This window comes from Nocardia sp. NPDC049737, from assembly GCF_040674755.1.
Taxonomy (GTDB): Bacteria; Actinomycetota; Actinomycetes; order Mycobacteriales; family Mycobacteriaceae; genus Nocardia.
The window spans coordinates 204985-228194 of the sequence record NZ_JBFANH010000008.1 but is presented as its reverse complement, the minus strand read 5'-3'; the positions used below and the strand labels follow the sequence as shown (position 1 = coordinate 228194).

The window sequence follows — 23210 nt, the reverse complement described above, 5'->3', positions numbered from 1 at the left end:
ATGGAATTCGTCCGCTGAATCTCAGCTCGCCAAGATACCTTCCGTTACTTCACCGTTTACGGCGGGTGCCTCGAACCCGCCGTGGCCGTGATCGCGGGGCCGAGGTGCGTCGGCGTCGTAGCACGCTGCACAGCCGAGAAAATAAAGAAAACCGGTGCGCATCGTTCGCACCGGTTTCCTATGCAGCACTTGCTATTTCGGCATCACTTCAGCTCGGCGCTGGTCTTGCCGAGGATGCGGCGGGCCACGATGAGCTGCTGGATCTGCTGGGTGCCTTCGAAGATGTCGAGGATCTTGGAGTCACGGCCCCACTTTTCGAGCAGGGTGCGCTGCGAGTAGCCGATGGTGCCCGCGAGTTCGACGGCCTTGAGGGTGATGTCGGTGCCCGTGCGGCCCGCCTTGGCCTTGGACATCGAGGCTTCCAAGGAGTTCGGCTTCTTGTTATCGGCCATCCACGCGGCACGCAGCGACAGCAGGTACGCGGCCTCGTAATCGGCCTCCATACGCAGGAATTCGGCGGCGGCCGCGGGCTGGTTGTTGGCCGGGATGTCGTAGGACGGCTCGATGCCCGCATCCTTCAGGATGGCGCGCAACTCCTCGAGCGCCGCCCGCGCGACACCGACCGCCATCGCGGCCACCAGGGGGCGGGTGTTGTCGAAGGTCTGCATGACCCCGGCAAAACCCTTCTCCACGTTGACTTCCGGACTGCCGAGGATGTTGTCCTTCGGAATCCGGCAGTCCTGCAACAGCAGTACGGCGGTATCGGATGCCTTGATGCCGAGCTTGTGCTCGAGGCGGGCCACCGAAAGTCCGGGAGCGTCGCGCGGCACGACGAACGACTTGATCGCCGCGCGGCCCAAGCTGCGGTCCACCGAGGCCCAGACCACGATGTGGGTGGAGCGCTGACCCGCGGTCACGAAGATCTTCTCGCCGTTGAGCACCCACTCGTCGCCGTCGAGTACGGCGGTGGTGGTGACGGCGGCCGAGTCGGAACCGAAGGACGGTTCGGTGATGGCCATCGAGGCCCACACCTTGCCGAAGCGCTTCAGCTGCTCATCGGTGGCGACGGCCGCGATGGCCGCATTGCCCAGACCCTGGTAGGGGATCGACAGCATCAGGCCGACGTCGCCCCAGGAGGTCTCGAGCGCGTTCAGCAGCGCGGACATATTGCCGCCGTTGGAGTTTCCGAGCAGCTCGGTGGCGTGCTCGTCCGAATCGGAACGGCCACCGGCCGCGCCGCCGATCTTCTGGGTGCCGGAGTCGGCGAGACCCTCGACCATGGCGGCCATGGTGTCCAGCTCGACCGGGTACTCGTGTTCGCCGAGGTCGTACTTGCGCGAGATCGGCCGGAAGATTTCCTGGGCGACCTGGTGGGCCTGGTTGGCGCTGGCCCGCAGCTTCTTGGGGAGTTCGAGATTGATCATGGTGATGTCTCCTGGAAGTAAGGAACCAGCCGGTCAGACGAGCACGACACCTTCGGCGATGCCGATCGCCCGCAGATCGCGGTACCAGCGCTCGACCGGGTGTTCCTTGGTGAAGCCGTGGCCGCCGAGCAACTGCACGCCATCGAGGCCGATCTGCATGCCCTTGTCGGTGGCGAGCTTGCGCGCCAGTGCCGCCTCGCGGGCGTAGGAAAGGCCCTGCTCCGCGCGTGCGGCACCCCGCAGGGTCACCAGGCGCAGGCCGTCCAGTTCGATTGCCATATTCGCGACCATGAACGCGACCGCCTGACGGTGCGAGATCGGCTCGCCGAATGCCTCGCGCTCGTTCACATACGGAATCACGTAGTCGAGCACGGCCTGTCCGGTACCGATGGCCAGCGAGGCCCAGCCGAGGCGGGCCAGGCGCACCGCATCGGCGTATTCCTCGGCGCGGGCCGTGGCATCGCCGTCGCCGAGGATGGCGTCGGTGCCGACCGCGACACCGTTGAGCAGTAGGCGACCGAGACCGGCGGCGCGCAGACCCATGCTCGGATCAGCCTCGATGACCAGCCCCTGGCTGTCCGACGGCACGATGAACAGGGCGGGGCGGCCGTCGAGTTCGGCGGCCACGATGAATAGTTCGGCATCACCGGCGGCCGGGACCAGGCTCTTCACACCGTTGAGGCGGTAACCGCTGGGGGAGCGGGTGGCCTTTGTCTGCAGGGCGAACGGGTCGAACAGCGCCCGCGGCTCGCTGATCACGACCGAGGCCTGTGGCACATTCTCGCCGGTGAAAGCGGGCAGGTAGGTCTGCTGCTGTGCGTCGGTACCCCACTGGGACAGGGCGACCGCGACACCGCTCGGCGCCAGAATCGGCAGGGCCAGACCCATGTCGCCGTGCGCGAGCGCCTCGGCGACCAGCGAGTTGGTGACCGCGCCGCGCTCGGCGGCCGCGCCTTCCAACTCCTCGGGCACATTGATCAGGGTGATGCCGAGTTCGGCGGCGCGCTCGAGCAGGTCGCGCGGGGCCTTGGCGGCGTTGTCGGCCTCGTAGGCGGCCGGGCGCAGGATCTCGGCGGCGAATTCCTTTACCGTCTCGACGATCATCTGCTGCTCGTCGCTCGGGGTCAGATCGAAGAAGTCCTTGTGCTTGGACTCGTTGTCCGCCAGGCGTTTCGGGGCACCGCCGCCGGCGACCTTGCCGAATGCGCGAGTGGCGGCACCGAGGGTGCGGAAACCGGTCTTGGTGCCTTCGTAGGTGACCCGCTCGATCGGCTTGCGCAGGTTGTACTTCTCGGCGAGCTCCGACCCGGTAATGGTCGTCATCACCCGCATGGCCGCGCCCATCCAGTCCCGCTTGGGGTGGGTCAGGCCGACCGCGGACGTGTCTGGACGTCGCGTCGTTGCGCTGTCTCGAGTGCTCATCATCACCTGTTTTTCTCGGGTGGGTGGGTGAGGTCTTTTCCCAGCTATCTTACTCCTGAGTAAGGCTATCTTACTCCAGAGTAAGAAGTGCGTCGAGGGGCGGCATACGCCGCCGAACTGTGTCAGGCTGGACAAGTGCCCAAAGTCGTGGGGCGACCGCTGTGCGTCGTCGCTGTGCTGTTCGCCGCGCTACTCACCGCATTCGCCCCGCGCTACGGCTATCACCGAGACGAGCTGTACTTTTTGGCGTCGGGCAGACATCCGGATTGGGGCTACCCGGACCAGCCGCCATTGACTCCGCTACTGGCCCGCGCGATGTCGGCAATCGATGCCGATTCGTTACTGCTGCTGCGGCTTCCGTCGGTCTTGGCCGCGACATTCGTCGTTGTCGCAGCGGGCTTGATGGCGCGCGAGCTCGGCGGCGGGCGCGGGGCGCAGGTGTTGGCGTCGGTTGCCGTCGCGAGTGCGGCGATGGTGATGGGGATCGGTCATCTGCTGAGTACCGCGTCGTTCGATATGGCGGCATGGGCGTTGGTTTGTCTGCTGGTGCTGGTGTTGTTGCGAGGTGCGGAGGGGGGTGCTGAGCGACTCGGGCAGAGAGCCCGGGCGGACGGGTGCGCGGGCGGGGGTGTTCCTGCGGCGCCGAATGGGTGCTCGGGTGTCGGTAGGTGGTGGCTCGGGGTGGGGCTGGTTGTGGGGATCGGGTTGCAGAACAAGGCGCTGTTGATCTTTCCGGTGGTGGCGCTGACGCTTGCGCTCGTTCTCGTCGGCCCGCGAAAGATATTCGGCACCAAGTACTTTCCGATGGCAGTCGGGTTGGCGTTCGTGATCTGGCTACCATATCTGTTGTGGCAGTGGTGCAATGGCTGGCCGCAGTGGGAGATGAGTCGGGCGATCGCGGGCGGGTCCTCCGGAACATCGGATTCGCCGGTGATGTTCATGCTGTCGCAATTCGGGCTGATGGGCCCATTGCTGCTGCCGCTGTGGGCATTCGGGCTCTGGCGACTGTGGCGAGATCCGCGTCGGCGCGCGTTTCCGGTCGCGTATGCGGTGCTTTTCGCGGTTTTCCTGGTCAGCGGCGGGAAGGCGTACTACCTGGGCGGGATGTATCCGATTCTGTTGGCCGCCGGTGCGGTGCCGGTCGCCGCTCGGCTGGGGGATCGGCGAGCCCGTTGGGCGGCAGTCGGTTCGGTGATCGCGGTGAATGCAATCGTCTCGGCGGTGCTGTTCCTACCGGTATTACCCGTCGCGGCCTTGAGGGATTCGCCGGTCCTCGCGATCAACTACGACGCGGGCGAAACCATCGGCTGGCCGCAATTCGTGCACCGAATCGCCGAGGTGCGCGCCACGCTCGGACCCGATACCGCGATCCTTACCGACAACTATGGCGAGGCGGGGGCGATCGAACGGTTCGGTGGCGAATACGGATTGCCGACTCCGCACAGCGGTCACAACTCCTACTGGTGGTGGGGCCCGCCCAGCGACACAGCCTCCGCGGTGATCGTCGTCGGCCTCGATCGTGACCACCTGACTGGGTACTTCGCCGAAGTCCAACCCGCCGGTTACATCGACAACGGTCTCGGCATCGACAACGACGAACAGGGCCAACCGCTGTTCATCTGCCGCAAACCGCGAGCGCCAATGTCCGAAATGTGGCCTGCGGCGAAACATCTGACCTGAGCGGTCCCGTTGCGGCCATCCACGAGTCCGACCGCAACGAAGAACGATCGACGCCTATCTACAAAGGTGCCGCCCACAGTGCTCGGCCGTTTTTCCGTCGAGGCTGAATCCTGCTGTACGAGTAAGGAGATGTCATGGTTCTGCGCATTGTCGATCAGTTCGTCTCCGGGGTCCTCAATATGATCGCGACGCTGTTCATTCCGTGAGTCGAGTCGCCCGGGGCGGACTGTCCGTCCCGGGCAACATTCCAGCGCGGCTGTTAGGTTGTGCCGCATGGCAAGACGGCCGCGGAGTCGGCGATTGAGGGCAACGCTGCTGACCGCGGCGATTACGGCGGGCATCTTGTCTGGGGGGACGGCCGAGGCGCAGACGCCGTCCGGATCATGTGCGGATGGGTGGGACGTCTCGACGATCGTCAGCGGGGTCGGCAATCTGGAGAATCTCGATACCGACGGGTCCGGTGGTTTCTATGTCACCGGAATCCTCGACGGGTACCTGGCTCATATCGATGCCGCGGGCAAGTTCGAGAAGCTGGTGACCGGTCTGGATCACCCTGCGGGCGTGCGGGTTGTCGGACGGTCCGTGTACTTCGTCACCGGCGATGGTTTGGCGGAGTCGCCGGGCACCTTGCAGCGCTATGACATCGACACCCATGCGGTGACGATTCTGCTCACCGAGCTGAACGGTCCGAACGGACTGCTCGAATTGCCCGACGGCGACCTGGTATTCGCCACCATCGGCATCACCGGCCCGCCGACCGGCATCTCGCGGTATCGGCCGTCGACGGGGGAGTACACCGAGACCTGGTCCAACCTGCCATGGACCAACGGGCTGGCGCTCGCCCCCGACGGCAACTCGATCTACACCGACAATATGACCCTGCGCGTCTTCCGGGTTCAACTCGATGATCCCGATAACGCGACGGTCGTCGCCGGTGCTCCCGATCTGGTTGCGCTGCTCGACGATATGGAAGCGACCCGCGCGGGCCAACTCTTCGTCGCCGACCACATCCAAGGCGCGGTCTTTCAGATCGACCCGGCCACCGGCGCGGGCTGCACGATCATCACCGGCCTGATCAAACCCGGCCCGATACGCAATCCACCGGACGGCGCCACTTCCGTGCGGATCGCTCGCGACGGTAATGGGTGGGCGCTGTTCGTCACAAGCATGGACGGAACCCTGCGTCGACTACGTCCACCCGCAGGCATCGACCTGACCCCCGCCGATTCCAGGCGATAGGAAAGCGACTGCGCCCGAACGTGACTCGCTAGCACCCGCAGAGACGATCGCGGCCACCCCCGACCGATGCCGCCGACATCGCCAACCCGCGTGATCGCCTCGCGCACTGGATGATCGACAACCGCATCGACCAGTAGCTGCCCGACGAATGATTCATCCGGCGCGCCAGCAGCCGCTGAGAATGCACTGGTGGTGGGGCCACTCGTTTGCCGCCCCCAATACATTCTCGAAGCTCAGTTCAAGCGGGTGAGGACAGCGTCGTGGAGTAGCGAGTTGGTGGCTATGGCGTCGCCGTTGTGGGGGCCGGGGGTGCCGGAGAGGGAGCTGAAGCGGCCGCCTGCTTCGCGGACGAGAATGTCGAGGGCGGCCAGGTCCCACAGGGAGACTTCGGGTTCGGTGGCGATATCGACCGCGCCCTCGGCGAGCAGGCAGTAGGTGAAGAAGTCGCCGTAGCCGCGGACCCGCCACACCGCGTCGGTGAGGTCGAGGAACTTCTCCCGCAGACCGCGTTCGCGCCAGCCCGACAGGCTGGAGAAGGCGAGGCTCGCCGAGCCGAGCTCACTGACCGCGGAGACCGAAATCGGTTTCGGCGCATCGGAATCGATGCTGGCCCAGGCGCCGGAACCGGCCGACGCCCACCACCGCCGCGCCAATGCGGGGGCGCTGACCACACCGACCACCGGAACGCCGTCTTCGAGCAGCGAGATCAACGTCGCCCAAATCGGCACCCGCCGCACGAAGTTCTTGGTGCCATCGATCGGATCGATCACCCACTGCCGCCCGCTGAACTCGACGTCACCGCCGAACTCCTCACCGAGCACCGAATCCCCGGGGCGCTCCTGCCCGAGGACCTGGCGTATCGCCTTCTCCACCGCCAGATCCGCATCCGACACCGGCGTCAGATCCGGCTTCGAATCGACCCGCAAATCCAACGCCCCGAACCGCGCACGGGTAATCCCATCGGCCTGATCGGCCAACCGCAGGGCGAGTTCGAGATCGGAGGAGTAATCAGTCACCCTCGAACCCTATCGCCCACACCCTGCCCCGCCAGACGCATCCCCGCTGCCGCAAAAGCAGTGCCCACGGCGCACTGTTCGAGATACCACAAGCTATGCGGCAGCGGAGACGGAGCGGGCGGCGGCGAGGGCATTTGCCCACCAGTGGAGTTGGTCGAGCATGGCCTGCGCGGCGGACGCGGGTTCCGTCGGCTCGCGGAGCTTGCCTTCGGCATCGAAGAGCAGGTAGTAGCGGGGGAAGCTGACGTAATTGCGAACGGTGTGAGCATTGAGTTCGTTGAAGACCTGACGCAGGTGCTCGATGGCGAGCAGGCCCCCGCTCCCACCGCTGTAGCCGACGAAACCGATTGCCTTGCTGTCCCATTGGGTGAAGTGCCAGTCGATGGCAGCCTTCAGCGCGGCCGGGTAGCTGCGGTTGTAGTCCGGAGTGAGGATGACGAAAGCGTCCGCTTCACCGAGCCGCCTAGTGAGGTCGGACATCCCGGCCGGGCGTTCCGGATCGGGGTTCATCGCCGGGGAAACGGCGGGCAGTGCCAATGGCAGGTCGGCCTCGGCAAGATCGATCAGGTCGATCTCGAATTGTCCGTGCCGGGCGGCCTCCTCGACGAACCAGTTGGCCACGGTCGGCGCGAAGCGTCCCTCCCGGACGCTGCCGATGATCACCGCGAGCTTCAAGGACATGGTGTTCTCCTTCGATCGGAAATTGTTCGAGTCCCAATTTGCTGCCCGGCGGCAACACCAGGAAGGCCGCACGAAGAGTGGTAGTGGCAGGGACACCCTCGGCGCCGGTCGCGCTTGTACCGTCGAGGAGTGAGCGACAACGAGTTGGGCCTTTTTCTGCGCACCCGCCGCGAGGCGGTGACACCGGCCGAGGTCGGCCTGCCCACCGGACCGCGTCGTCGAACCCCCGGCCTGCGTCGCGCTGAACTGGCAACCCTGGCGGGCGTGAGCGTGGAATACATCACACGCCTCGAGCAGGGTCGTGACCGCCGCCCCTCACCGCCGGTGCTGTCCGCACTCGCCGACGCCCTCGCCTTGACGCCGAGCGAACGCATCCACCTGCACCGTCTCACCAAGGGCGCTGATCCGGGATTCAGCTGCATGGGCGGTGCGCAACCGCCGCGTGAGGTGCGTCCCGCGGTCCGCGCCATCCTCGATCGCCTGGAACCCGCGCCCGCGCTGGTCGTCAACCGACTGCGCGAGGTGCTCGCCTGGACCGAGGGATACCAACGCCTGATGGCGCCGATCGGACTGCTCCACAACGAACACCGCGCCAATCTCGCTCTGTTCGCCTTCACCGACCCGCGGGCCCGCACCGCCTATCCGGACTGGGACCACCTCGCCGACGAACTGGTCGCCGCATTGAAACAGGGTCCGTTCCGCAGCGACCCACACATCGCCGCTTTGGCCGACGAACTCACCGTAGCCGCAGGTGCCGAGTTCACCCGTCGGGTCGAATCCGTCCCCAGCCTCGCCGCCGCCACCGGCACCACCCGCCTCGCCCATCCCGAGGCGGGCAACCTCCGGCTCACCTACGAAACCCTCGAACTCTCCGCCGACGACGACCAGCAGCTCATCGTCTACCTTCCCGCCGATGACGCCACCGCGACCGCCCTCGACGCCCTCGCCGGTCGCCGCCCAGGCGGGCTGCGTGCCGTCTCCGGCTGAGGACGGCACCCGCGCAGCACCGCGTGTTTCACCGTCTGCACCCCGCCCAGTAGGCTTGAGCATCGTGCATCCTGACGTCTCCGCTGACCTCGCCGAACTCGACGCCACACTGAAGACCGTCGAGTCGGTCCTCGATGTCGAGGAGCTGCGTCGACGGATCGATGAACTCGAGCACCAGGCCGCCGATCCCGATCTGTGGAACAACCAGGAGCACGCGCAGCAGGTCACCAGTGAGCTGTCGCACGCTCAGAGCGAGTTGCGCAGGGTCGAGGAACTGCGCCAGCGCCTCGACGATCTGTCTGTTCTATACGAATTGGCCGAGGAAGAGGAGGGCGAGGCTCGGGTGGCCGCGCTCGCCGACGCCGATGCCGAGCGGGCCACGCTGCACAGCGATATGGAGGCCATGGAGGTCCGCACCCTGCTCTCCGGCGAGTACGACAAGCGTGAGGCGCTGGTCAATATCCGCTCCGGCGCGGGCGGTGTGGACGCCGCTGACTGGGCCGAAATGCTGATGCGCATGTATATCCGCTGGGCGGACCGGCACAAGTACTCGGTTGAGGTCTACGACACCTCCTACGCCGAAGAGGCGGGCATCAAGAGCGCCACCTTCGCGGTGAAATCACCGTATGCCTACGGCACCCTCTCGGTGGAAATGGGCACGCACCGCTTGGTCCGCATCAGCCCGTTCGACAATCAGGGCCGCCGCCAGACCTCCTTCGCCGAGGTCGAGGTGCTACCGGTGGTCGAAACCACCGACCACATCGAAATTCCCGAGGGCGAGATCCGCGTGGACGTCTACCGTTCCTCGGGTCCCGGCGGCCAGAGCGTCAACACCACCGACTCCGCGGTCCGGCTCACACATATCCCGACCGGCATCGTCGTGACCTGTCAGAACGAGAAATCCCAGCTGCAGAACAAGATTTCGGCCATGCGGGTGCTGCAAGCCAAACTGCTGGAACGCAAGCGGCAGGAGGAGCGCGCCGAAATGGATGCGCTCAAGACCAATGAGGGTGCGTCATGGGGCAACCAGATGCGCTCCTACGTGCTGCATCCGTACCAGATGGTCAAGGATCTGCGCACCAACTACGAAGTCAACAATCCGACTGCCGTGCTCGACGGCGATATCGATGGTTTCATCGAATCCGGAATTCGTTGGCGAATGCGAGAGCAGGCGAGCTAGTTGGACGTACCCCAGGCCTTCTCCACGTCCACCGACTTCACCACCTGGCTGCGGTCCGCCGGTCTAGAGATCGTCCTGCTGCTCCTCGGCGCGACGCTGTTCAGCCGTTTCGCCACCTTTATCCGGGATCGGATCACCCGCAGGATCGACGCCGGGTTCCGCAGCAGCGACGCACTGGTGCGTTCCGAGGCGGCCAAACATCGGCATGCGCTGGCCCAGGTGGTCACCTGGGTGGTGCTGACCGTCGTCTATGTCCTGGTCGGCATGGAAGTGCTGCGGCGGATGGGTTTCGCGGTCACCGGTCTGGTCGCGCCCGCGGCCGTGCTCGGCGCCGCACTCGGCTTCGGCGCACAGCGGATCGTGCAGGATATCCTTGCCGGATTTTTCCTGATTACCGAGCGGCAGTATGGATTTGGTGATGTGGTTCGCATCGCTGTTACTGGATCCGCGGAGCAGGCCGAGGGTACGGTCGAGGACGTCACGTTGCGGATCACCACACTGCGCAATGCCGATGGTGAGGTGATCACCGTGCCCAACGGGCAGATCGTCAAAGTGACGAATCTGTCGAAGGATTGGGCGCGCGCCGCGATCGACGTTCCGGTTGCGGCCAGCGTCGATATCACCAGGATCAACGAGATCCTGCACGAGGTCGGTACAAAGGCGTACGAGGACCGCAGATTGAAGCCGCTGCTGCTCGACGAGCCCAGCGTGATGGGCGTCGAAGATCTGACAGTGGACCAGATGAATATTCGAATGGTTGCCAGAACATTGCCAGGCAAGCAGTTCGAGGTCGGTCGCGAGTTGCGGGTGCGAGTCGCCGCGGCATTGCGCCGGGAGGGAATCAGTGAGACCACGTAGATCCACGGCGATCCTGATGGCATCATGGGTCGCCACGTTCGTGTTGTACCTGTTCGTCAAGCCCGATCAACCGATCGTGACATCGCCCGAAAAACTCAATACCGTTCCCGTGGTAATGAATACGGCTACGCCCGGTCATTGACCATGATGTAGCTGGTGGCTGCGCGGCGGTTGCTGGTTACACTGACCAACCGTGATCGCTATGCGGAACGTGACCAAGTCGTATCAGACCTCGACGCGACCCGCGCTGGACAACATCACCGTCGGTGTGGGCAAGGGCGAATTCGTCTTCATCATCGGCCCGTCCGGTTCGGGCAAGTCGACCTTCATGCGACTGCTGCTCAAGGAAGAGGCCCCGACCGCGGGCGAGATCCGGGTCGCCGACTTCCAGGTCGACCGGCTGCCCGGCCGGAAGGTGCCGAAGTTGCGTCAGCGCATGGGTTGCGTCTTCCAGGACTTCCGGCTGCTGCAGCAGAAGACCGTCGCCCAGAATGTGGCGTTCGCGCTGGAGGTGATCGGCAAGCGGCGCCAGTTCATCGACCGGACCGTCCCCGAGGTGCTCGATATGGTCGGGCTCGGCGGTAAGGCCGATCGGCTACCGCACGAATTGTCCGGTGGTGAGCAGCAGCGCGTTGCGATCGCGCGGGCCTTCGTGAACCGCCCGCTGGTGCTGCTCGCCGATGAGCCGACCGGCAACCTCGATCCCGACACCAGCGGCGACATCATGCTGCTGCTGGAGCGGATCAACCGCATCGGTACCACCGTGGTGATGGCCACCCACGACAATCACATCGTCGACGCGATGCGTAAGCGAGTGGTGGAGCTGGACCGGGGTCGTCTGATCCGCGACGACGCGATCGGCGTCTACGGGGTGGGCCGGTAATGCGCGCTGGATTCCTGTTCAACGAGGTCCTCACCGGCCTGCGTCGCAATGTCACCATGACCATCGCGATGATCCTGACCACCGCGGTATCGCTGACCATGCTCGGCGGCGGTCTGCTCGCGCTGCGAATCGCGGATAAGACCCAGAACTACTTCATGGATCGGGTCGAGATTCGGCTCTACCTCACCGACCTGGTTTCGGCGAGCGATCGGGACTGTTCGCTGAATCCGTGTCAGCAGCTGATGTCGGATCTGAAGAAGACCGACGGTGTGGTCTCGGTCCAGTTCGTCAACAGCGACGAGGCGATGAAGGAAGCCACCGAGGTGACCTTCAAGGACCAGCCCGAAATGCTGGACATGATCAAGGACACCCGCTTGCCCGCGTCGTTGCGCGTGAAAATGACCGATGCCGATCAATACCCGCGGATCTACCAGACGTTCAACGGTAAGGACGGGATCCAGAGCGTACTCAACGACAAGGACACTGTGGACCGGCTGGTCGGAGTGTTCGACGGCCTGCGGAACGCGGCCTTCGCGTTGGCGGCGTTGCAGGCGTTGGCGGCGTTGCTGTTGATCGCGAATATGGTGCAGATCGCGGCGTTCAGTCGACGCGAGGAGGTCGCCATCATGCGAATGGTCGGTGCGACGCGTTGGTACACGCAGTTGCCGTTCCTTTTGGAAGCGGTGGTCGCGGCCTTGGCCGGGTCGATTCTGGCGGTCGTCGGGTTGTTCCTCGCGCAACCGTTGGTGGTGAATCGTGGGCTCGGTGCGCTGTTCAACAGCAATGTCTTCCCGCATCTCGCGGGTGAGGACATCGCGCTGGTCTCACTGACCATCGCGCCGCTCGGCATCGTGTTTGCCGCGATCACCGCCTATGGCACGTTGCGTTACTACGTCCGGGACTGACAACTCGCGCTGACGGTCTCGATGTAGCTTGTGCGGGGCCGTCAGGGGAACCCCCGCGCGGTGATCGAAATTGGTTGTCCACATGTGGGCAACTCGGCCGATCACCTGGGATCCGCGCTGACGTAGGAGTTCCGTTGTCCGACCGCGCTCGTAGGATGGGCCGCGTGGAATCCCCCGATGCTTTCGCGGCTGTATCGAACGACGGCGCGGTCGCCGAATCCGGTGCGGCACAAGAGGTGCTACGCCGGGTTTTCGGCTACGACAGCTTCCGCGGTGATCAGCGGGAGATCGTCGAGCATGTGGTCGGCGGCGGAGACGCGCTGGTGCTCATGCCGACCGGCGGCGGTAAGTCGCTGTGCTATCAGGTGCCCGCGCTGGTGCGGCCCGGCGTCGGGGTGGTGGTGTCACCACTGATCGCATTGATGCAGGATCAGGTGGACGCACTCAGCGCACTCGGCGTGCGCGCCGGATTCCTGAACTCGACGCAGTTCCCGGATGAGCGGCGGATGGTCGAGGCGCAGTTCGTCGCGGGGGAGTTGGATCTGCTGTATCTCGCGCCTGAGCGCTTGCGCCTGGAGTCGACCGCCGCGCTGCTGGATCGCGGCAAGGTGGCGCTGTTCGCCATCGACGAGGCGCACTGCGTCTCCCAGTGGGGCCACGACTTCCGACCCGACTATCTGTCCCTGTCGATGCTGCACGAGCGCTGGCCGGATGTGCCGCGCATCGCGCTCACCGCGACCGCGACGGCGAAGACCCGCGATGAAATCATCCAGCGGCTCGACCTCGGCTCGGCCCGCCGTTTCGTCGCCAGTTTCGACCGGCCCAATATCCAGTACCGGATCGAACCCAAGAACCGGCCGGATCGGCAGCTGCTCGACTTCATCAAAACCGAGCACGCCGGAGACGCCGGCATCGTCTACTGCTTGTCGCGCAATTCGGTGGAGAAGACCGCAGCTTTCCTCACCGAGAACGGCGTCGAGGCGGTTCCGTATCACGCGGGCCTCGACACGCGCACTCGCACGGTCAACCAAGCGCGGTTCCTGCGTGAGGACGGCCTCGTCGTGGTCGCGACAATCGCCTTCGGCATGGGCATCGATAAGCCCGATGTGCGTTTCGTTGCCCATCTCGATCTGCCCAAGTCGGTGGAGGGCTATTACCAGGAGACCGGGCGAGCGGGCCGTGATGGCCTGCCGTCGACCGCGTGGATGGTCTACGGACTCGCCGACGTAGTGCAGCAGCGCAAGATGATCGACTCGTCCGACGGCGACGCCACTCACCGCAGGCAATTGCAGTTGCATCTGGATGCCATGCTCGCGCTGTGTGAAACGGTGTCCTGCAGGCGAACTCAGCTACTGGCCTACTTTGGACAGTCGGGACAGTCGTGCGGCAATTGCGATACCTGCCTGATCGCGCCGGAAACTTGGAACGGCACCGTGCCCGCACAGAAGGTGCTCTCGACGGTGCTGCGGCTGAAACGCGAACGCGGACAGAGCTTCGGCGCGGGCCATATCGTCGATATCCTGCTTGGCAAATCGAATCCCAAAGTGCTGCAGCATGATCACCACGAGCTGAAGGTCTTCGGCATCGGCACTGATCTGCGCGATGTCGAATGGCGCGGTGTCATAAGGCAATTGCTCGCACAGGGACTACTCGCCGTGCACGGCGACTACGGTGTGCTCATCCTCACCGAGGCCAGCAACGAGGTGTTGTTCGACGGCCGCGAAGTGCTACTGCGCCGCGAACCGGAGCGTGCGGTCAAACCGGCCAGGACACCCAAGGCAGCCAAGGGCAAGTCTCCAGCTGCCGACCTGGCTTCCGTGGACGTGCCGGTCTTCGAGAAGCTGCGTGAATGGCGGGCCGCGACGTCCAAGGAGCAGGGCGTACCCGCCTACGTCGTCTTCCACGACGCGACGCTCCGGGAGATCGCCGCACGCAAGCCCGAGAGCCTGTCCGAACTCGCGACGGTCGGCGGTGTCGGCGAGAACAAACTGGCCAAGTACGGCGAAGGAGTACTCGCGGTATTGGCCGGAGAAGCGAGCAACGCGTGATCGGGCAATGCGTGCGCACCATCGACCCGGGATAGTAGCCGTCGATCTCGTGATCGGTGGTGCCAGTGAGGCATTTGCGCGCCGAATTGCCTGAATCGCAATGAAATTGCGCGGCGTCGAACCGGTTTCACGGCTAGCGTGCAAGATATGCATTCCGGTGATGGCCCCACCGACGACGGGCCCGACCTGGGCGGCTCGCCGTCCACGGACCCTGGTGATCCGCCGCCGCATCGGCGCGGCACCCATGACCCCGCGGTGGAATCGGTGTGGCTGCGCCGCACCCCGCCGTTACCGCTGCGCCCGCGCGGCATACCCCGCATGACCACGGTATTGCTGGTCGCGGCCTTCATCGCGGTCCTGCTGCTGTATCTCGCGGTCCGGCCGGGTGGCTAGCGCGACAGGCACGGAATAATCCGGTTGCCGAGTCACCTAGAGTTGACCGTTATGAAGGAACAAGGGCGCAAGGTCATCGCGACCAACCGCCGGGCGCGGCACAACTACACGATCCTGGACATCTACGAGGCCGGGATCGCGCTGGTCGGTACCGAGGTCAAGAGTCTGCGCGAGGGTAAGGCCTCGCTGGTGGACGCCTTCGCGACCGTCGACAACGGCGAGGTCTGGCTGCGGGGTCTGCACATTCCCGAGTTCAGCCACGGCACCTGGACCAACCATTCGCCGCGCCGGGTGCGCAAGCTACTGCTGCACAAGCGTGAGATCGAGCGGCTGGTCGGCAAGTCGCGTGAGGGCAACCAGACATTGGTGCCGCTATCGATGTACTTCTCCGACGGCAAGGTCAAGGTCGAGCTCGCGCTCGCCAAGGGTAAGCAGGACTACGACAAGCGACAGGATCTGGCCAAGCGCACCGCTGAGCGCGAGGTCACCCGGGAATTGGGGCGGCGGATCAAAGGCATGCGTTGACCGCTGTTCTACTGGCGCTGGTGGCGGCGGTCGGCTATGGCGTGAGTGATTTCTTCGGTGGTGTTGCGTCACGGCGGGTGACCGCCCTGCGCGTCGTTGTCGTCTCTTATCCGATGTCGACGCTATTCGTCCTCGCGCTGTTACCACTGGTCGGTGGAACCCCGGACACCGCATCGATGCTGTGGGGACTGGCCGCCGGTGTCGCGAGCGGCTTAGCGGTGTGGTGGTTCTATGCCGCGCTGGCCAGCGGCCCGATGGCGGTGGTGTCGCCGTTGACCGCTTTGTTGGTCGCGGGAATTCCGGTGCTGGTCGGTCTGTTGATCGGCGAACGTCCGGGTCCACTCGCCATCGCCGGCATCGTGTTCGCGCTCGGCGCGGTTTACCTGGTGAGCCGGGAGTCGCCCGATGACGTCACCGAAGAGATAACCGGCGGGCGAAAGCTGCGCTTCACCAGGAAAGTCGCGCTGCTCACCGTCGGCTCGGGCGCGGCCTTCGGACTCGCCTTCGTGTGCCTGCACGAAACTCACGCGAGCGCCGGGGTCTGGCCGCTGCTGGCCCAACGCGGCGCCGCAAGTCCGATGGTCTGGCTCATCGCGTTATCAGCGGGGGAGTTGCGACCGCTGCGCGGTGAACCATTGCGGTTGGCGGCCTATATCGCGGTGCTGGACACCATCGCGAATGCCGCGCTGCTGTATGCATTCCACGGTTCGCTGCTCTCGCTGGTCAGCGTGATCGGCTCGCTGTACCCGGCCGCGACCGTCCTGCTGGCGATGGTCCTACTCGGGGAGCGGGTCGGGCGACAGCAGCAGTTCGGGATGGTTTTGGCGCTCGCGTCGGTCGGATTGATCGCGGCGGCCTGATCGCCGTCCACGCATCCAGCAAATCAGAGCTCGCCACCTGCCGAGATCAAGGCGCACTCATGGCGGAACGTTCCCGGGCCGATGCCGTCACAGCATCCGTTGATCTTGGCCGACTCGCGTAGCAGGCCGGAGCCAGCCCCGGTGCGACTGCATCCGTGCAGGTCGGAGGCGTGATTCGCGCCGCATGGATAATGGAATGAACGCGGCATGGCCGAGTGTTAAAGTAACTAGCCCGACAAGGTGTCGGGACGTACGGGGCTGAACGGTTTCGACTGCGTACGTAGATTTAGGGGAAGCGTGTCGGTGCAGGCAAGAGACCACCGTAAGCGTCGTTGCAACCAATTAAGCGCCGATTCCAATCAGCGCGAGTACGCCCTCGCTGCCTAAGTAGCAGGCGTCTCTGTCAGTCCGGGTTCGTCCCTCGACCCGGGTACTGGCATCAGCTAGAGGGAATTACTGTCCGGCTCGGTCGCGGAGTCGGATGGGACATCCAACAGCGACTGGGATCGTCATCCGAGCTTGTTCGCGAGACCCGGAGATCCGAGTAGAGACCTAGCGAACTGCACACGGAGAAGCCCTGAAGACGCGGCGGAGGACCCGGGTTCGATTCCCGGCAGCTCCACAAGATGGGAACCCGCAGGTCAACAACCTGCGGGTTTTCGTTTTTCGATGGCTGGATCGAGTCAGGTGGTGGTCGGTGCCTGTACCTGCGGATTTGCACCGACCGCGGTTCGATTCCCAGCACGTCTCTGAGGCTGCATCGAACCCCCGACGGGCATAAGGATTAGTTATAATCTTCTCGTGCGATGGGGCATTGTGCTGCTAGAGCCAGTCAACGACTGGTTCCTTGACCTGGTGAAGAACGAGCCGATGATCGCCGACAAGATTGAGATAGCGCTGGACGAGCTCGCCGAGCGTGGACCGGAGCTGGGAAGACCTTTGGTCGACCGGATCCAGTCCAGCAAGGCACTACACAACCTCAAAGAACTTCGCCCTCGAACCCCGCCAGGTTCCGAGATCAGAATGCTGTTCGTCTTCGATCCGACGCGGGAGGCGATCGTCCTGGTTGCCGGGGACAAGACCGGCCAGTGGAATCGTTGGTACCGAGACGCGATCCCCCTCGCCGAACAGCGCTATAACGACTACCGAGCAACGAAGGAGGAGTCATGAAGGGTGTGTCTTGGGAAGAGACCAAGCGTCGAGCTCGCGAAATCGACCCGACATGGGATTCCCCTGAGCGCATCGCAGCGCGAGATGAGAGCCGCGAGCAGATGCGCGCGGAGCAGCGCGGACACCAGCTCGCCGAACTCCGCAAGCAGTGCGGAGTGACGCAGGCCAAGGTCGCTGAGCTGATGGGGGTTTCGCAGGCCAGGGTGTCGCAGATCGAGCACGGCAAGATCACGTCCATGGACTTGGTTCGCGAATACATCGCCGCGCTCGGAGGAACCCTGGATGTTGTTGCTCACGTTGGTGATTGGAGCGTCAAGGTCGCCTAGCCTGTTCGGGGCACGTTCACCTAGCCCCACGGTATTCAGCGTTCCCGTGCCTCAATGTCGCGTTGTGCCTGCACGTGGCTCATGAGCGCCAGCGCCAGCTTCTTCAAATCCGGCTGACCACGCAGCGCGCCAACAACAACGACCTGCCGTTCCCGCTTGGGCCGTTTACTTTTCTGTTTTCCCATACCAGCCCTCCGGTCACTACAAGCTGGTGCCAGCTAGTGATCGCCCGTGGCGAGTTCCTGCTCGCGGTCGGATACTCATCAAAACTCGCTAACGATAGAATTAGTCACTGATGTTGTCGTTTGCGTTAAAGCGAAGCTGAAACACAAACGGCGATACTAGATTTCTTCCAGTTTGGCCTGTGAATTCTGCATCGACTATTTGAATCAGGCTCAGGCCCGGACCAAGTTCCACCAACTAGCTGTGACTGGCGAGCCATCGCTGGTAGCTCTGGTGCCGGAACTGGTAGGCAGCGCCGGTTACTCTGAGCAGGCCCGCGCGGCGTGCCCAATCCAGGAAAGGCCCTGGTGCAGAGGTGAAAGATGTTCCGGTGGCGAATAGTAGCTTCGCGCAGGCGTAGCGGACGCTGGCCTTAGCGCGAGCCAAGAAGATCAAGGTAATGATTATCACCCCGATCGGCGTCGCTACCACCTTCATGATAGGCACGATGGTTCCGCTGATTCCGCGAGCCTCGGGTTGAAAGGGACTGTCAGATAGTCGGCTCTGGCTCACTTCCGGTGGTAGCTGAAGCAGGGTGAGGGCACGATGCCTCGATGGCCGAGGTGAATATCGCTGTCGGACTTGTATTTTCAGGGTTGTCGCCGCTGGTTGTCGAGGACGTGGTCGATGAGGGCAGCCGGATCGTGGTGTCGGCCAGGACGGGGCCCGGTCCGGCCGTGTGCCCGCGGTGCGGCGCTGGGTCGGTGAGGGTTCACAGCTATCACAACCGGACCCTTTTCCGACTTGCCGATCGACGGCCGGCTGGTCGTCGTCCGAGTGCGGATCCGGCGGTTAGCCTGCCCAACACTGCAGTGCTGCAAGACTTTCCGTGAGCAAGTCCCTGGAGTGCTTGAACGCTACCAGCGCCGCACCGCCCGGCTGACCTGCCACGTGCGGGCGGTGGTGCGCGAGTTGGCCGGGCGGGCCGCGGTCCGGCTGCTGACCGTGTTGCCGGTGCGGATGTCCCGCCCCACCGCAGTGCGGATGCTGCTACGCATCCCGCTGCCGCACCGGCCGGTTCCTCGCGTGGTAAATGTGGACGACTTCGCGCTGCGTCGCCGAAACCGTTACGGCACAGTGCTGATCGACGCGGTCACCCACGAACGGATAGACGTCCTCGGTGACCGGAAGTCCGAGACACTCGAGGCGTGGTTGCGCAATAACCCCGCCGTCGAGGTCGTCGTGCGCGACGGATCGGCCACCTACGCCGAGGCCATCCGGCGGGCCCTGCCCGGCGCGGTGCAAGCCAGCGACCGCTGGCATCTGTGGCACGGGCTGGCCCGGTCAGTGGAGAAGGTTGTGGCCGCACACGGTCGATGCTGGGCGGCCGTGGGGCCGAAACGGCAGACGCTGGTCCGCGAGACGACCACTTTGGAGCGTTGGCACGCGGTGCACAACCTGCTCGATCAGGGAGTCGGATTGCTCGATTGCGCACGGCGGCTGGGGTTGTCGCTGAACACGGTGAAGCGCTACGCCCGAGCGGCCGAGCCCGACCAGCTTCGCCGCCCGCCGCAATACCGATCCTGCCTGGTCGACCCCTACCGCGACCACCTCCGCCGACGTCGCGCAGAGCAACCCGGTGTCCCAGTGCTGCACCTGTTCAACGAGATCAAGGCCCTCGGCTACACCGGCGGCCTCAACCTGCTGCACAAATACCTCAACCAGGGCCGTGCCGAAAGCGAGCGACTCAGTCCCTCGCCACGGCGGCTGACCTCCTGGATCATGAGCCGGCCCACCGATCTGCCCACCGGGCGCCGCGCTCACCTGGACGAACTTCTCGCATCCTCTCCGGAGATGACGGATCTGGCCAGACTCGTCGGCGAGTTCGCGGCGATCCTCGTCGAGCGCCGTGGCACTGATCTCGACACGTGGATGAAACAGGTCCGAGAGGCCGGGCTGACCGAACTCGACCCGTTTCTGCGCGGACTCGACCAAGACCACGACGCTGCAATCGCTGGTCTGACCCTGCCCTACAGCAACGGCCCGATCGAGGGCGTCAACACGAAAACTGATCAAACGACAAATGTATGGCCGAGCCAGCTTCCAACTGCTCCGACACCGCATCCTGCTGGCATAGCCCCAGCGACCACCGGAAGTGAGCCAAAGCCGTTCATCTGACAGTCCCGGTTGAAACCATTGCAGCCCAATATAATCGGTACTTATCCAACCTGCCTGACCCGGGTTGGAGTCGGTCTGGTGAGGCGAGTGGACGGTCGGAGTGCTGGCGTGCACGGTGGCGACGGGGCAACGGCCGAGAGACCCTGCGCCGCAGGAGTGGATAGGTGCTCCTGGGTTCCTCGGAGCGATCGACGCATCCCGCCACCAAGTGCGCGGCAGGCCGGAACCTGTAGGTCTGCTGGATGAGTCAGCCCTGAGCTACGACAACACGGACTGGGAGTTCGGGGTCGTCAGTGTTGATATCGTGCTCGAATCCGGCTGGGTTGTCGATTCGCCGAGTTGGGTCGTAGATCACCGCGACCAGCGCGGCGACGTTCGCTTGCCCTCGATAGCCGAACATGTCGTCGATGAGTTGGCTCCGAATCTCCTTCGCTCCCAACGATGGCCGGGTCATCTTTGCTTCGACCGCCACCTGTTCCTGACGTAGCACGAAGTCAATACGGTACGAGCCGCCTGCTCTGCGTGGGGTTGTCTCCTCCGGCTCTACGTCATCGAAGTGAAGCCGGAGCACGGCATGCAGGATCTTCTGAAGGTCATACTCGTCCGACACGGTAATGAGGCCGGGGCCGCGACGATTCGGGCGTTCCATAATGGCCAAAGCAGGTGGGAGTCGGCGAAACAGCTCGGTCAGCTGATTCATCGTGTCGTGGACTTCGGGATTGATGGCTAGCCGCCCTTTGGCTTCCAACAGCAGACGGCGCTGTTCAAGCAAGGGCTCCTCGTAGCTCTGCTTCAGTGAGTGTTGCCATCGGCCATGGCTCTTCAGGAAGCGGGGAACGGAGTTGTACAGTGCCCACGGCTTTCTGGGGTAGGCAATGAATTGCTTGATCCTGGGACTTGCGTTCGGATATCTGGCCTCGAACTGCTCGATAAACCGCCCACGGAGATCGTCTGACAGCGAGGAGAGTGAAGCCGAGTACCACAATGGATAGCGGTCCTGTAGCTGGCGTACCGCCAGCACGGCGTCTGACTCGTCCTCGCCTTGGGCCATTCTGCCGAGTTCAGCCAGCTCCTCTATCTGAGTCCGTTCAACGGAGCAGAGGGGGGAAAGGTGACCGGTAGAGCCGCCAAGGACCGGTGGAAGGGGCCAGGCCGCCAGGTCGGTGCGTCGGCCGGTATGGCCAGCTGGATCTCGGGCAGCGCATCGAGAAGCTGATCGATGGCGTTTTGAGCGAGCAGGTAGGCCAGCGACTGCGCGGGGCAGGCGTGTGGGCCGATGCCCCACGCCAGATGCGAGCGATTGCCTGTGTGATTCTCGGTCCGGATCGCGGGGTCGTTGTTGCAGCCGGCCATGCTGATGAGGATCGGCTGGTGCGCGGGCAGCCAGACGTCGTCGATGAGGATCGGCTGACGGGGATAGGTGGTGAGGAGGTTTGCCAGCGGCGGGTTGTTGAACAAGACTTCGTCCAAGGCGTCTCGGGTGGATAGGTTCCCGCCGACGACACTTCCACCGAAACGTTCGTCGGTGAGGATCAGCAGCAGGGTGTTGCCGATCAGGTTCTGTTGCAGTTCGATCCCGGCGCCGTAGACGCTGTTCAGTTGGTGGATCATCTCCAGTTCATCGAGTTCGGCCGGATGCCGCAGTAGTAGCGAGGTGATGTCGTTGCCAGGATGGGTCCGTTTGAGGGCCAGCAGTTCCAGCAGCGCCTCGACGATCATCTTGTTGCCGTCCTCGGCATCGATCCCCTCGAACATCGCGGCCATGCCTGCGGCGACCCGCTGTCCGATCTCCGGCGGGCAGCCCAGCAGAGCATCGGTGACCGCGAATGCGAGCGGTAACGCGTACTGACTGATCAGATCGGCTGTACCGGCCTGGCAAAAGGTGTTGACCAGCGGGATGGCGATCTTCTCCACGGTGGCATCGAGAGCATATAGATCTACCGCGTTGATACTCGTGGTGATTGCCTGCCGGTAGCGCTGGAGGACCGCTCCGTCGTTTCGACTCCCGGTGGGACGCCACTCCATAAGCGGCCGGACGGGGCAGTCGGCCGGGATGTTCTGCTGCCAGGTGCGCGGATCGACAGGGAAGTGCTCGGGATCGTTGAGGATCCGCAGCGCGGTGTCATACCCGACCACCAATGTGGCCGGCACGCCCGGCGCCAGCTCAACCGGAGCCAAAGAGCCGTATTGTCTTCGCATTTCGTCGTAAACACGGTGCGGATCCGCGGCGAATTCCGATGAGTACAGCGACACCCTTGGACCTTCGGTAGCCATCGGCGAGCCGTGGACGACTGGACAGGCCGGGGTGTCCAGTCGGGACTGTGGCGTACTCAAGAATGGAGCTCCAGATGTTCGTGTGTGCTGTTCTGGGGACGCGGTCTTCAGCGCATCCCTGCTTTCGGTCGCCGAACCACTGCTGCAAACTTCGAGAAGCGTACTGTCCAAGGGAATTTCGTGCCACTCGTTCCGCGCCGCGTTGACAGCAGCCGATTCGAAGTATCGTGCGTCGAACGCGGTTGGTGAACGTCTGATGGGGTCGATGGCGTGCTTTCTGGCCGCTTACGGCCTGGCCCGCGGCGCGCCCCTGGCACACGACCGCTCACATCCGCCGAGTACCTACCGGCGTGATTCGAATCGCCAGCCCTGCGACCGTCAGCGGGTTCGAGTTGTGAAGCGTTAGGCCCACGAAAGGCCCGGTCCACATGGACCGGGCCTTCGTTGTTTCGGTTGATCGTTCGGAACTACACGCAGACGCCGCCGAGGTTCAACGCGGTGACGTTGGTGTACCCGGCTGCTGGTTGGTAGTCGGGAAGACCGTCGTAGTAGACGGCGCTGACGATGTGCTGGCCCGCGATATCCGGAATCCAGAGGATGCTTGCGGTGCCGTTGGAGACCGGGACGGTGCCGACGATGTTGCCGCCGAGGCCGGGCAGGCGGCTGGTGAATTCGACGACACCGCTTTGCACCGGGGTGCCGTCGGGACGCTGCACCCTCGCCTGCGCAGTCTGCCCGCAGCCGACCGCCGCAACACTGGTAGCGCCGAGTGCCGGGCCGGTCATCGTTACCGACAGTGTTGGGGCGATCGCCGCATTCGCTTGGGGTGCAAAGGTTGTCGGTACTGTCAGACACGCCGCCGCCAGCGCCACACCGGCCGCGCCGCGCGAGAGTCCGCCCATCATGCCTGCCTTTCGCTGTGCCGACCGAGCCCCTCATGGCCCGGTGTAGGTCGTCGCACGGTACCTGAGACGCGGATCACATATGCGCAGGCCGCGC

Annotated in this window: 22 protein-coding genes, 1 other RNA gene and 1 pseudogene; 15 read left to right on the top strand and 9 right to left on the bottom strand. The window is 64.3% G+C overall.

Going from position 1 to position 23210, the window contains the following annotated elements:
- Positions 1-203: 203 nt before the first annotated feature.
- Positions 204-1424 carry an acyl-CoA dehydrogenase family protein gene (locus tag AB0J47_RS13975; RefSeq protein ID WP_364345134.1) on the bottom strand — a complete coding sequence of 407 codons (1221 nt, stop codon included), beginning with the start codon at positions 1422-1424 and terminating at the stop codon, positions 204-206.
- 33 nt (positions 1425-1457) lie between these two features.
- Positions 1458-2849, bottom strand: coding sequence for an acyl-CoA dehydrogenase family protein (locus AB0J47_RS13970; RefSeq protein WP_364345132.1), 1392 nt, complete (start codon positions 2847-2849; stop codon positions 1458-1460).
- A gap of 132 nt (positions 2850-2981) precedes the next feature.
- On the opposite strand from AB0J47_RS13970, the gene AB0J47_RS13965 reads away from it, so the two are divergent.
- Positions 2982-4526, top strand: coding sequence for a glycosyltransferase family 39 protein (locus tag AB0J47_RS13965; protein WP_364345130.1), 1545 nt, complete (start codon positions 2982-2984; stop codon positions 4524-4526).
- A gap of 300 nt (positions 4527-4826) precedes the next feature.
- Complete coding sequence (locus tag AB0J47_RS13960) at positions 4827-5765, top strand: SMP-30/gluconolactonase/LRE family protein (RefSeq protein ID WP_364345128.1); 939 nt, start codon at positions 4827-4829, stop codon at positions 5763-5765.
- Between the two features lie 233 nt (positions 5766-5998).
- On the opposite strand, the gene hisN is transcribed toward AB0J47_RS13960, so the two are convergent.
- Both hisN and AB0J47_RS13950 read right to left on the bottom strand, forming a co-directional pair.
- Positions 5999-6781, bottom strand: coding sequence for a histidinol-phosphatase (gene hisN / locus AB0J47_RS13955; protein ID WP_364345126.1), 783 nt, complete (start codon positions 6779-6781; stop codon positions 5999-6001).
- Between the two features lie 93 nt (positions 6782-6874).
- The gene (locus AB0J47_RS13950; protein ID WP_364345124.1) at positions 6875-7462 is read right to left on the bottom strand and encodes an NAD(P)H-dependent oxidoreductase; all 588 of its coding nucleotides are present in this window, start codon (positions 7460-7462) and stop codon (positions 6875-6877) included.
- Positions 7463-7591: 129 nt separating this feature from the next.
- Here AB0J47_RS13950 and AB0J47_RS13945 point away from each other — a divergent pair, with 129 nt between their 5' ends.
- From AB0J47_RS13945 to AB0J47_RS13890, 12 genes are all read left to right on the top strand, one after another.
- Positions 7592-8449, top strand: a complete 858-nt coding sequence (locus AB0J47_RS13945; RefSeq protein ID WP_364345122.1) for a helix-turn-helix transcriptional regulator — start codon at positions 7592-7594, stop codon at positions 8447-8449.
- 64 nt (positions 8450-8513) lie between these two features.
- Entirely contained in the window at positions 8514-9629 is a 1116-nt protein-coding gene (gene prfB, locus AB0J47_RS13940; RefSeq protein WP_364345120.1) for a peptide chain release factor 2, read from the top strand.
- Entirely contained in the window at positions 9630-10487 is an 858-nt protein-coding gene (locus tag AB0J47_RS13935; RefSeq protein WP_364345118.1) for a mechanosensitive ion channel family protein, read from the top strand.
- A gap of 193 nt (positions 10488-10680) precedes the next feature.
- Positions 10681-11370, top strand: a complete 690-nt coding sequence (ftsE, locus tag AB0J47_RS13930) for a cell division ATP-binding protein FtsE (RefSeq protein ID WP_063041415.1) — start codon at positions 10681-10683, stop codon at positions 11368-11370.
- Positions 11370-12275 (top strand): permease-like cell division protein FtsX, encoded by a 906-nt coding sequence (ftsX, locus tag AB0J47_RS13925; protein ID WP_364345115.1) that lies wholly within the window; start codon positions 11370-11372, stop codon positions 12273-12275. Before ftsE ends, ftsX begins: the two co-directional genes overlap by 1 nt.
- A gap of 164 nt (positions 12276-12439) precedes the next feature.
- Entirely contained in the window at positions 12440-14323 is a 1884-nt protein-coding gene (recQ, locus tag AB0J47_RS13920) for a DNA helicase RecQ (RefSeq protein WP_364345113.1), read from the top strand.
- 147 nt (positions 14324-14470) lie between these two features.
- Positions 14471-14716 carry a hypothetical protein gene (locus AB0J47_RS13915; RefSeq protein ID WP_364345111.1) on the top strand — a complete coding sequence of 82 codons (246 nt, stop codon included), beginning with the start codon at positions 14471-14473 and terminating at the stop codon, positions 14714-14716.
- Between the two features lie 51 nt (positions 14717-14767).
- The gene (gene smpB, locus AB0J47_RS13910; protein ID WP_227996102.1) at positions 14768-15241 is read left to right on the top strand and encodes an SsrA-binding protein SmpB; all 474 of its coding nucleotides are present in this window, start codon (positions 14768-14770) and stop codon (positions 15239-15241) included.
- Positions 15238-16101 (top strand): DMT family transporter, encoded by an 864-nt coding sequence (locus AB0J47_RS13905; protein WP_364345108.1) that lies wholly within the window; start codon positions 15238-15240, stop codon positions 16099-16101. The genes smpB and AB0J47_RS13905 overlap by 4 nt, the downstream gene beginning before the upstream one ends.
- A gap of 254 nt (positions 16102-16355) precedes the next feature.
- Positions 16356-16726: a transfer-messenger RNA gene (gene ssrA / locus AB0J47_RS13900) on the top strand.
- 176 nt (positions 16727-16902) lie between these two features.
- A complete protein-coding gene (locus AB0J47_RS13895; protein WP_364345106.1) occupies positions 16903-17271 on the top strand; it encodes a type II toxin-antitoxin system RelE/ParE family toxin in 369 nt (122 codons plus the stop codon).
- Positions 17268-17597, top strand: coding sequence for a helix-turn-helix transcriptional regulator (locus tag AB0J47_RS13890; protein ID WP_364345104.1), 330 nt, complete (start codon positions 17268-17270; stop codon positions 17595-17597). Before AB0J47_RS13895 ends, AB0J47_RS13890 begins: the two co-directional genes overlap by 4 nt.
- A 35-nt stretch (positions 17598-17632) precedes the next feature.
- On the opposite strand, the gene AB0J47_RS13885 is transcribed toward AB0J47_RS13890, so the two are convergent.
- Both AB0J47_RS13885 and AB0J47_RS13880 read right to left on the bottom strand, forming a co-directional pair.
- The gene (locus AB0J47_RS13885; protein ID WP_364345102.1) at positions 17633-17782 is read right to left on the bottom strand and encodes a hypothetical protein; all 150 of its coding nucleotides are present in this window, start codon (positions 17780-17782) and stop codon (positions 17633-17635) included.
- Positions 17783-18017: 235 nt separating this feature from the next.
- Positions 18018-18257 (bottom strand): hypothetical protein, encoded by a 240-nt coding sequence (locus AB0J47_RS13880; RefSeq protein ID WP_364345100.1) that lies wholly within the window; start codon positions 18255-18257, stop codon positions 18018-18020.
- A 116-nt stretch (positions 18258-18373) separates the two neighbouring features.
- Between AB0J47_RS13880 and AB0J47_RS13875 the strand changes: the two are divergent.
- Positions 18374-19896 (top strand): annotated as a pseudogene (locus tag AB0J47_RS13875) (ISL3 family transposase).
- 288 nt (positions 19897-20184) lie between these two features.
- Here the strand turns inward: AB0J47_RS13875 and AB0J47_RS13870 are convergent.
- The 3 genes from AB0J47_RS13870 to AB0J47_RS13860 form a co-directional block, all read right to left on the bottom strand.
- The gene (locus tag AB0J47_RS13870) at positions 20185-20988 is read right to left on the bottom strand and encodes a hypothetical protein (protein WP_364345098.1); all 804 of its coding nucleotides are present in this window, start codon (positions 20986-20988) and stop codon (positions 20185-20187) included.
- Between the two features lie 23 nt (positions 20989-21011).
- Positions 21012-22211 carry a cytochrome P450 gene (locus AB0J47_RS13865; protein ID WP_364345096.1) on the bottom strand — a complete coding sequence of 400 codons (1200 nt, stop codon included), beginning with the start codon at positions 22209-22211 and terminating at the stop codon, positions 21012-21014.
- 467 nt (positions 22212-22678) lie between these two features.
- Positions 22679-23113, bottom strand: coding sequence for a hypothetical protein (locus AB0J47_RS13860; RefSeq protein ID WP_364345094.1), 435 nt, complete (start codon positions 23111-23113; stop codon positions 22679-22681).
- Positions 23114-23210 lie beyond the last annotated feature (97 nt).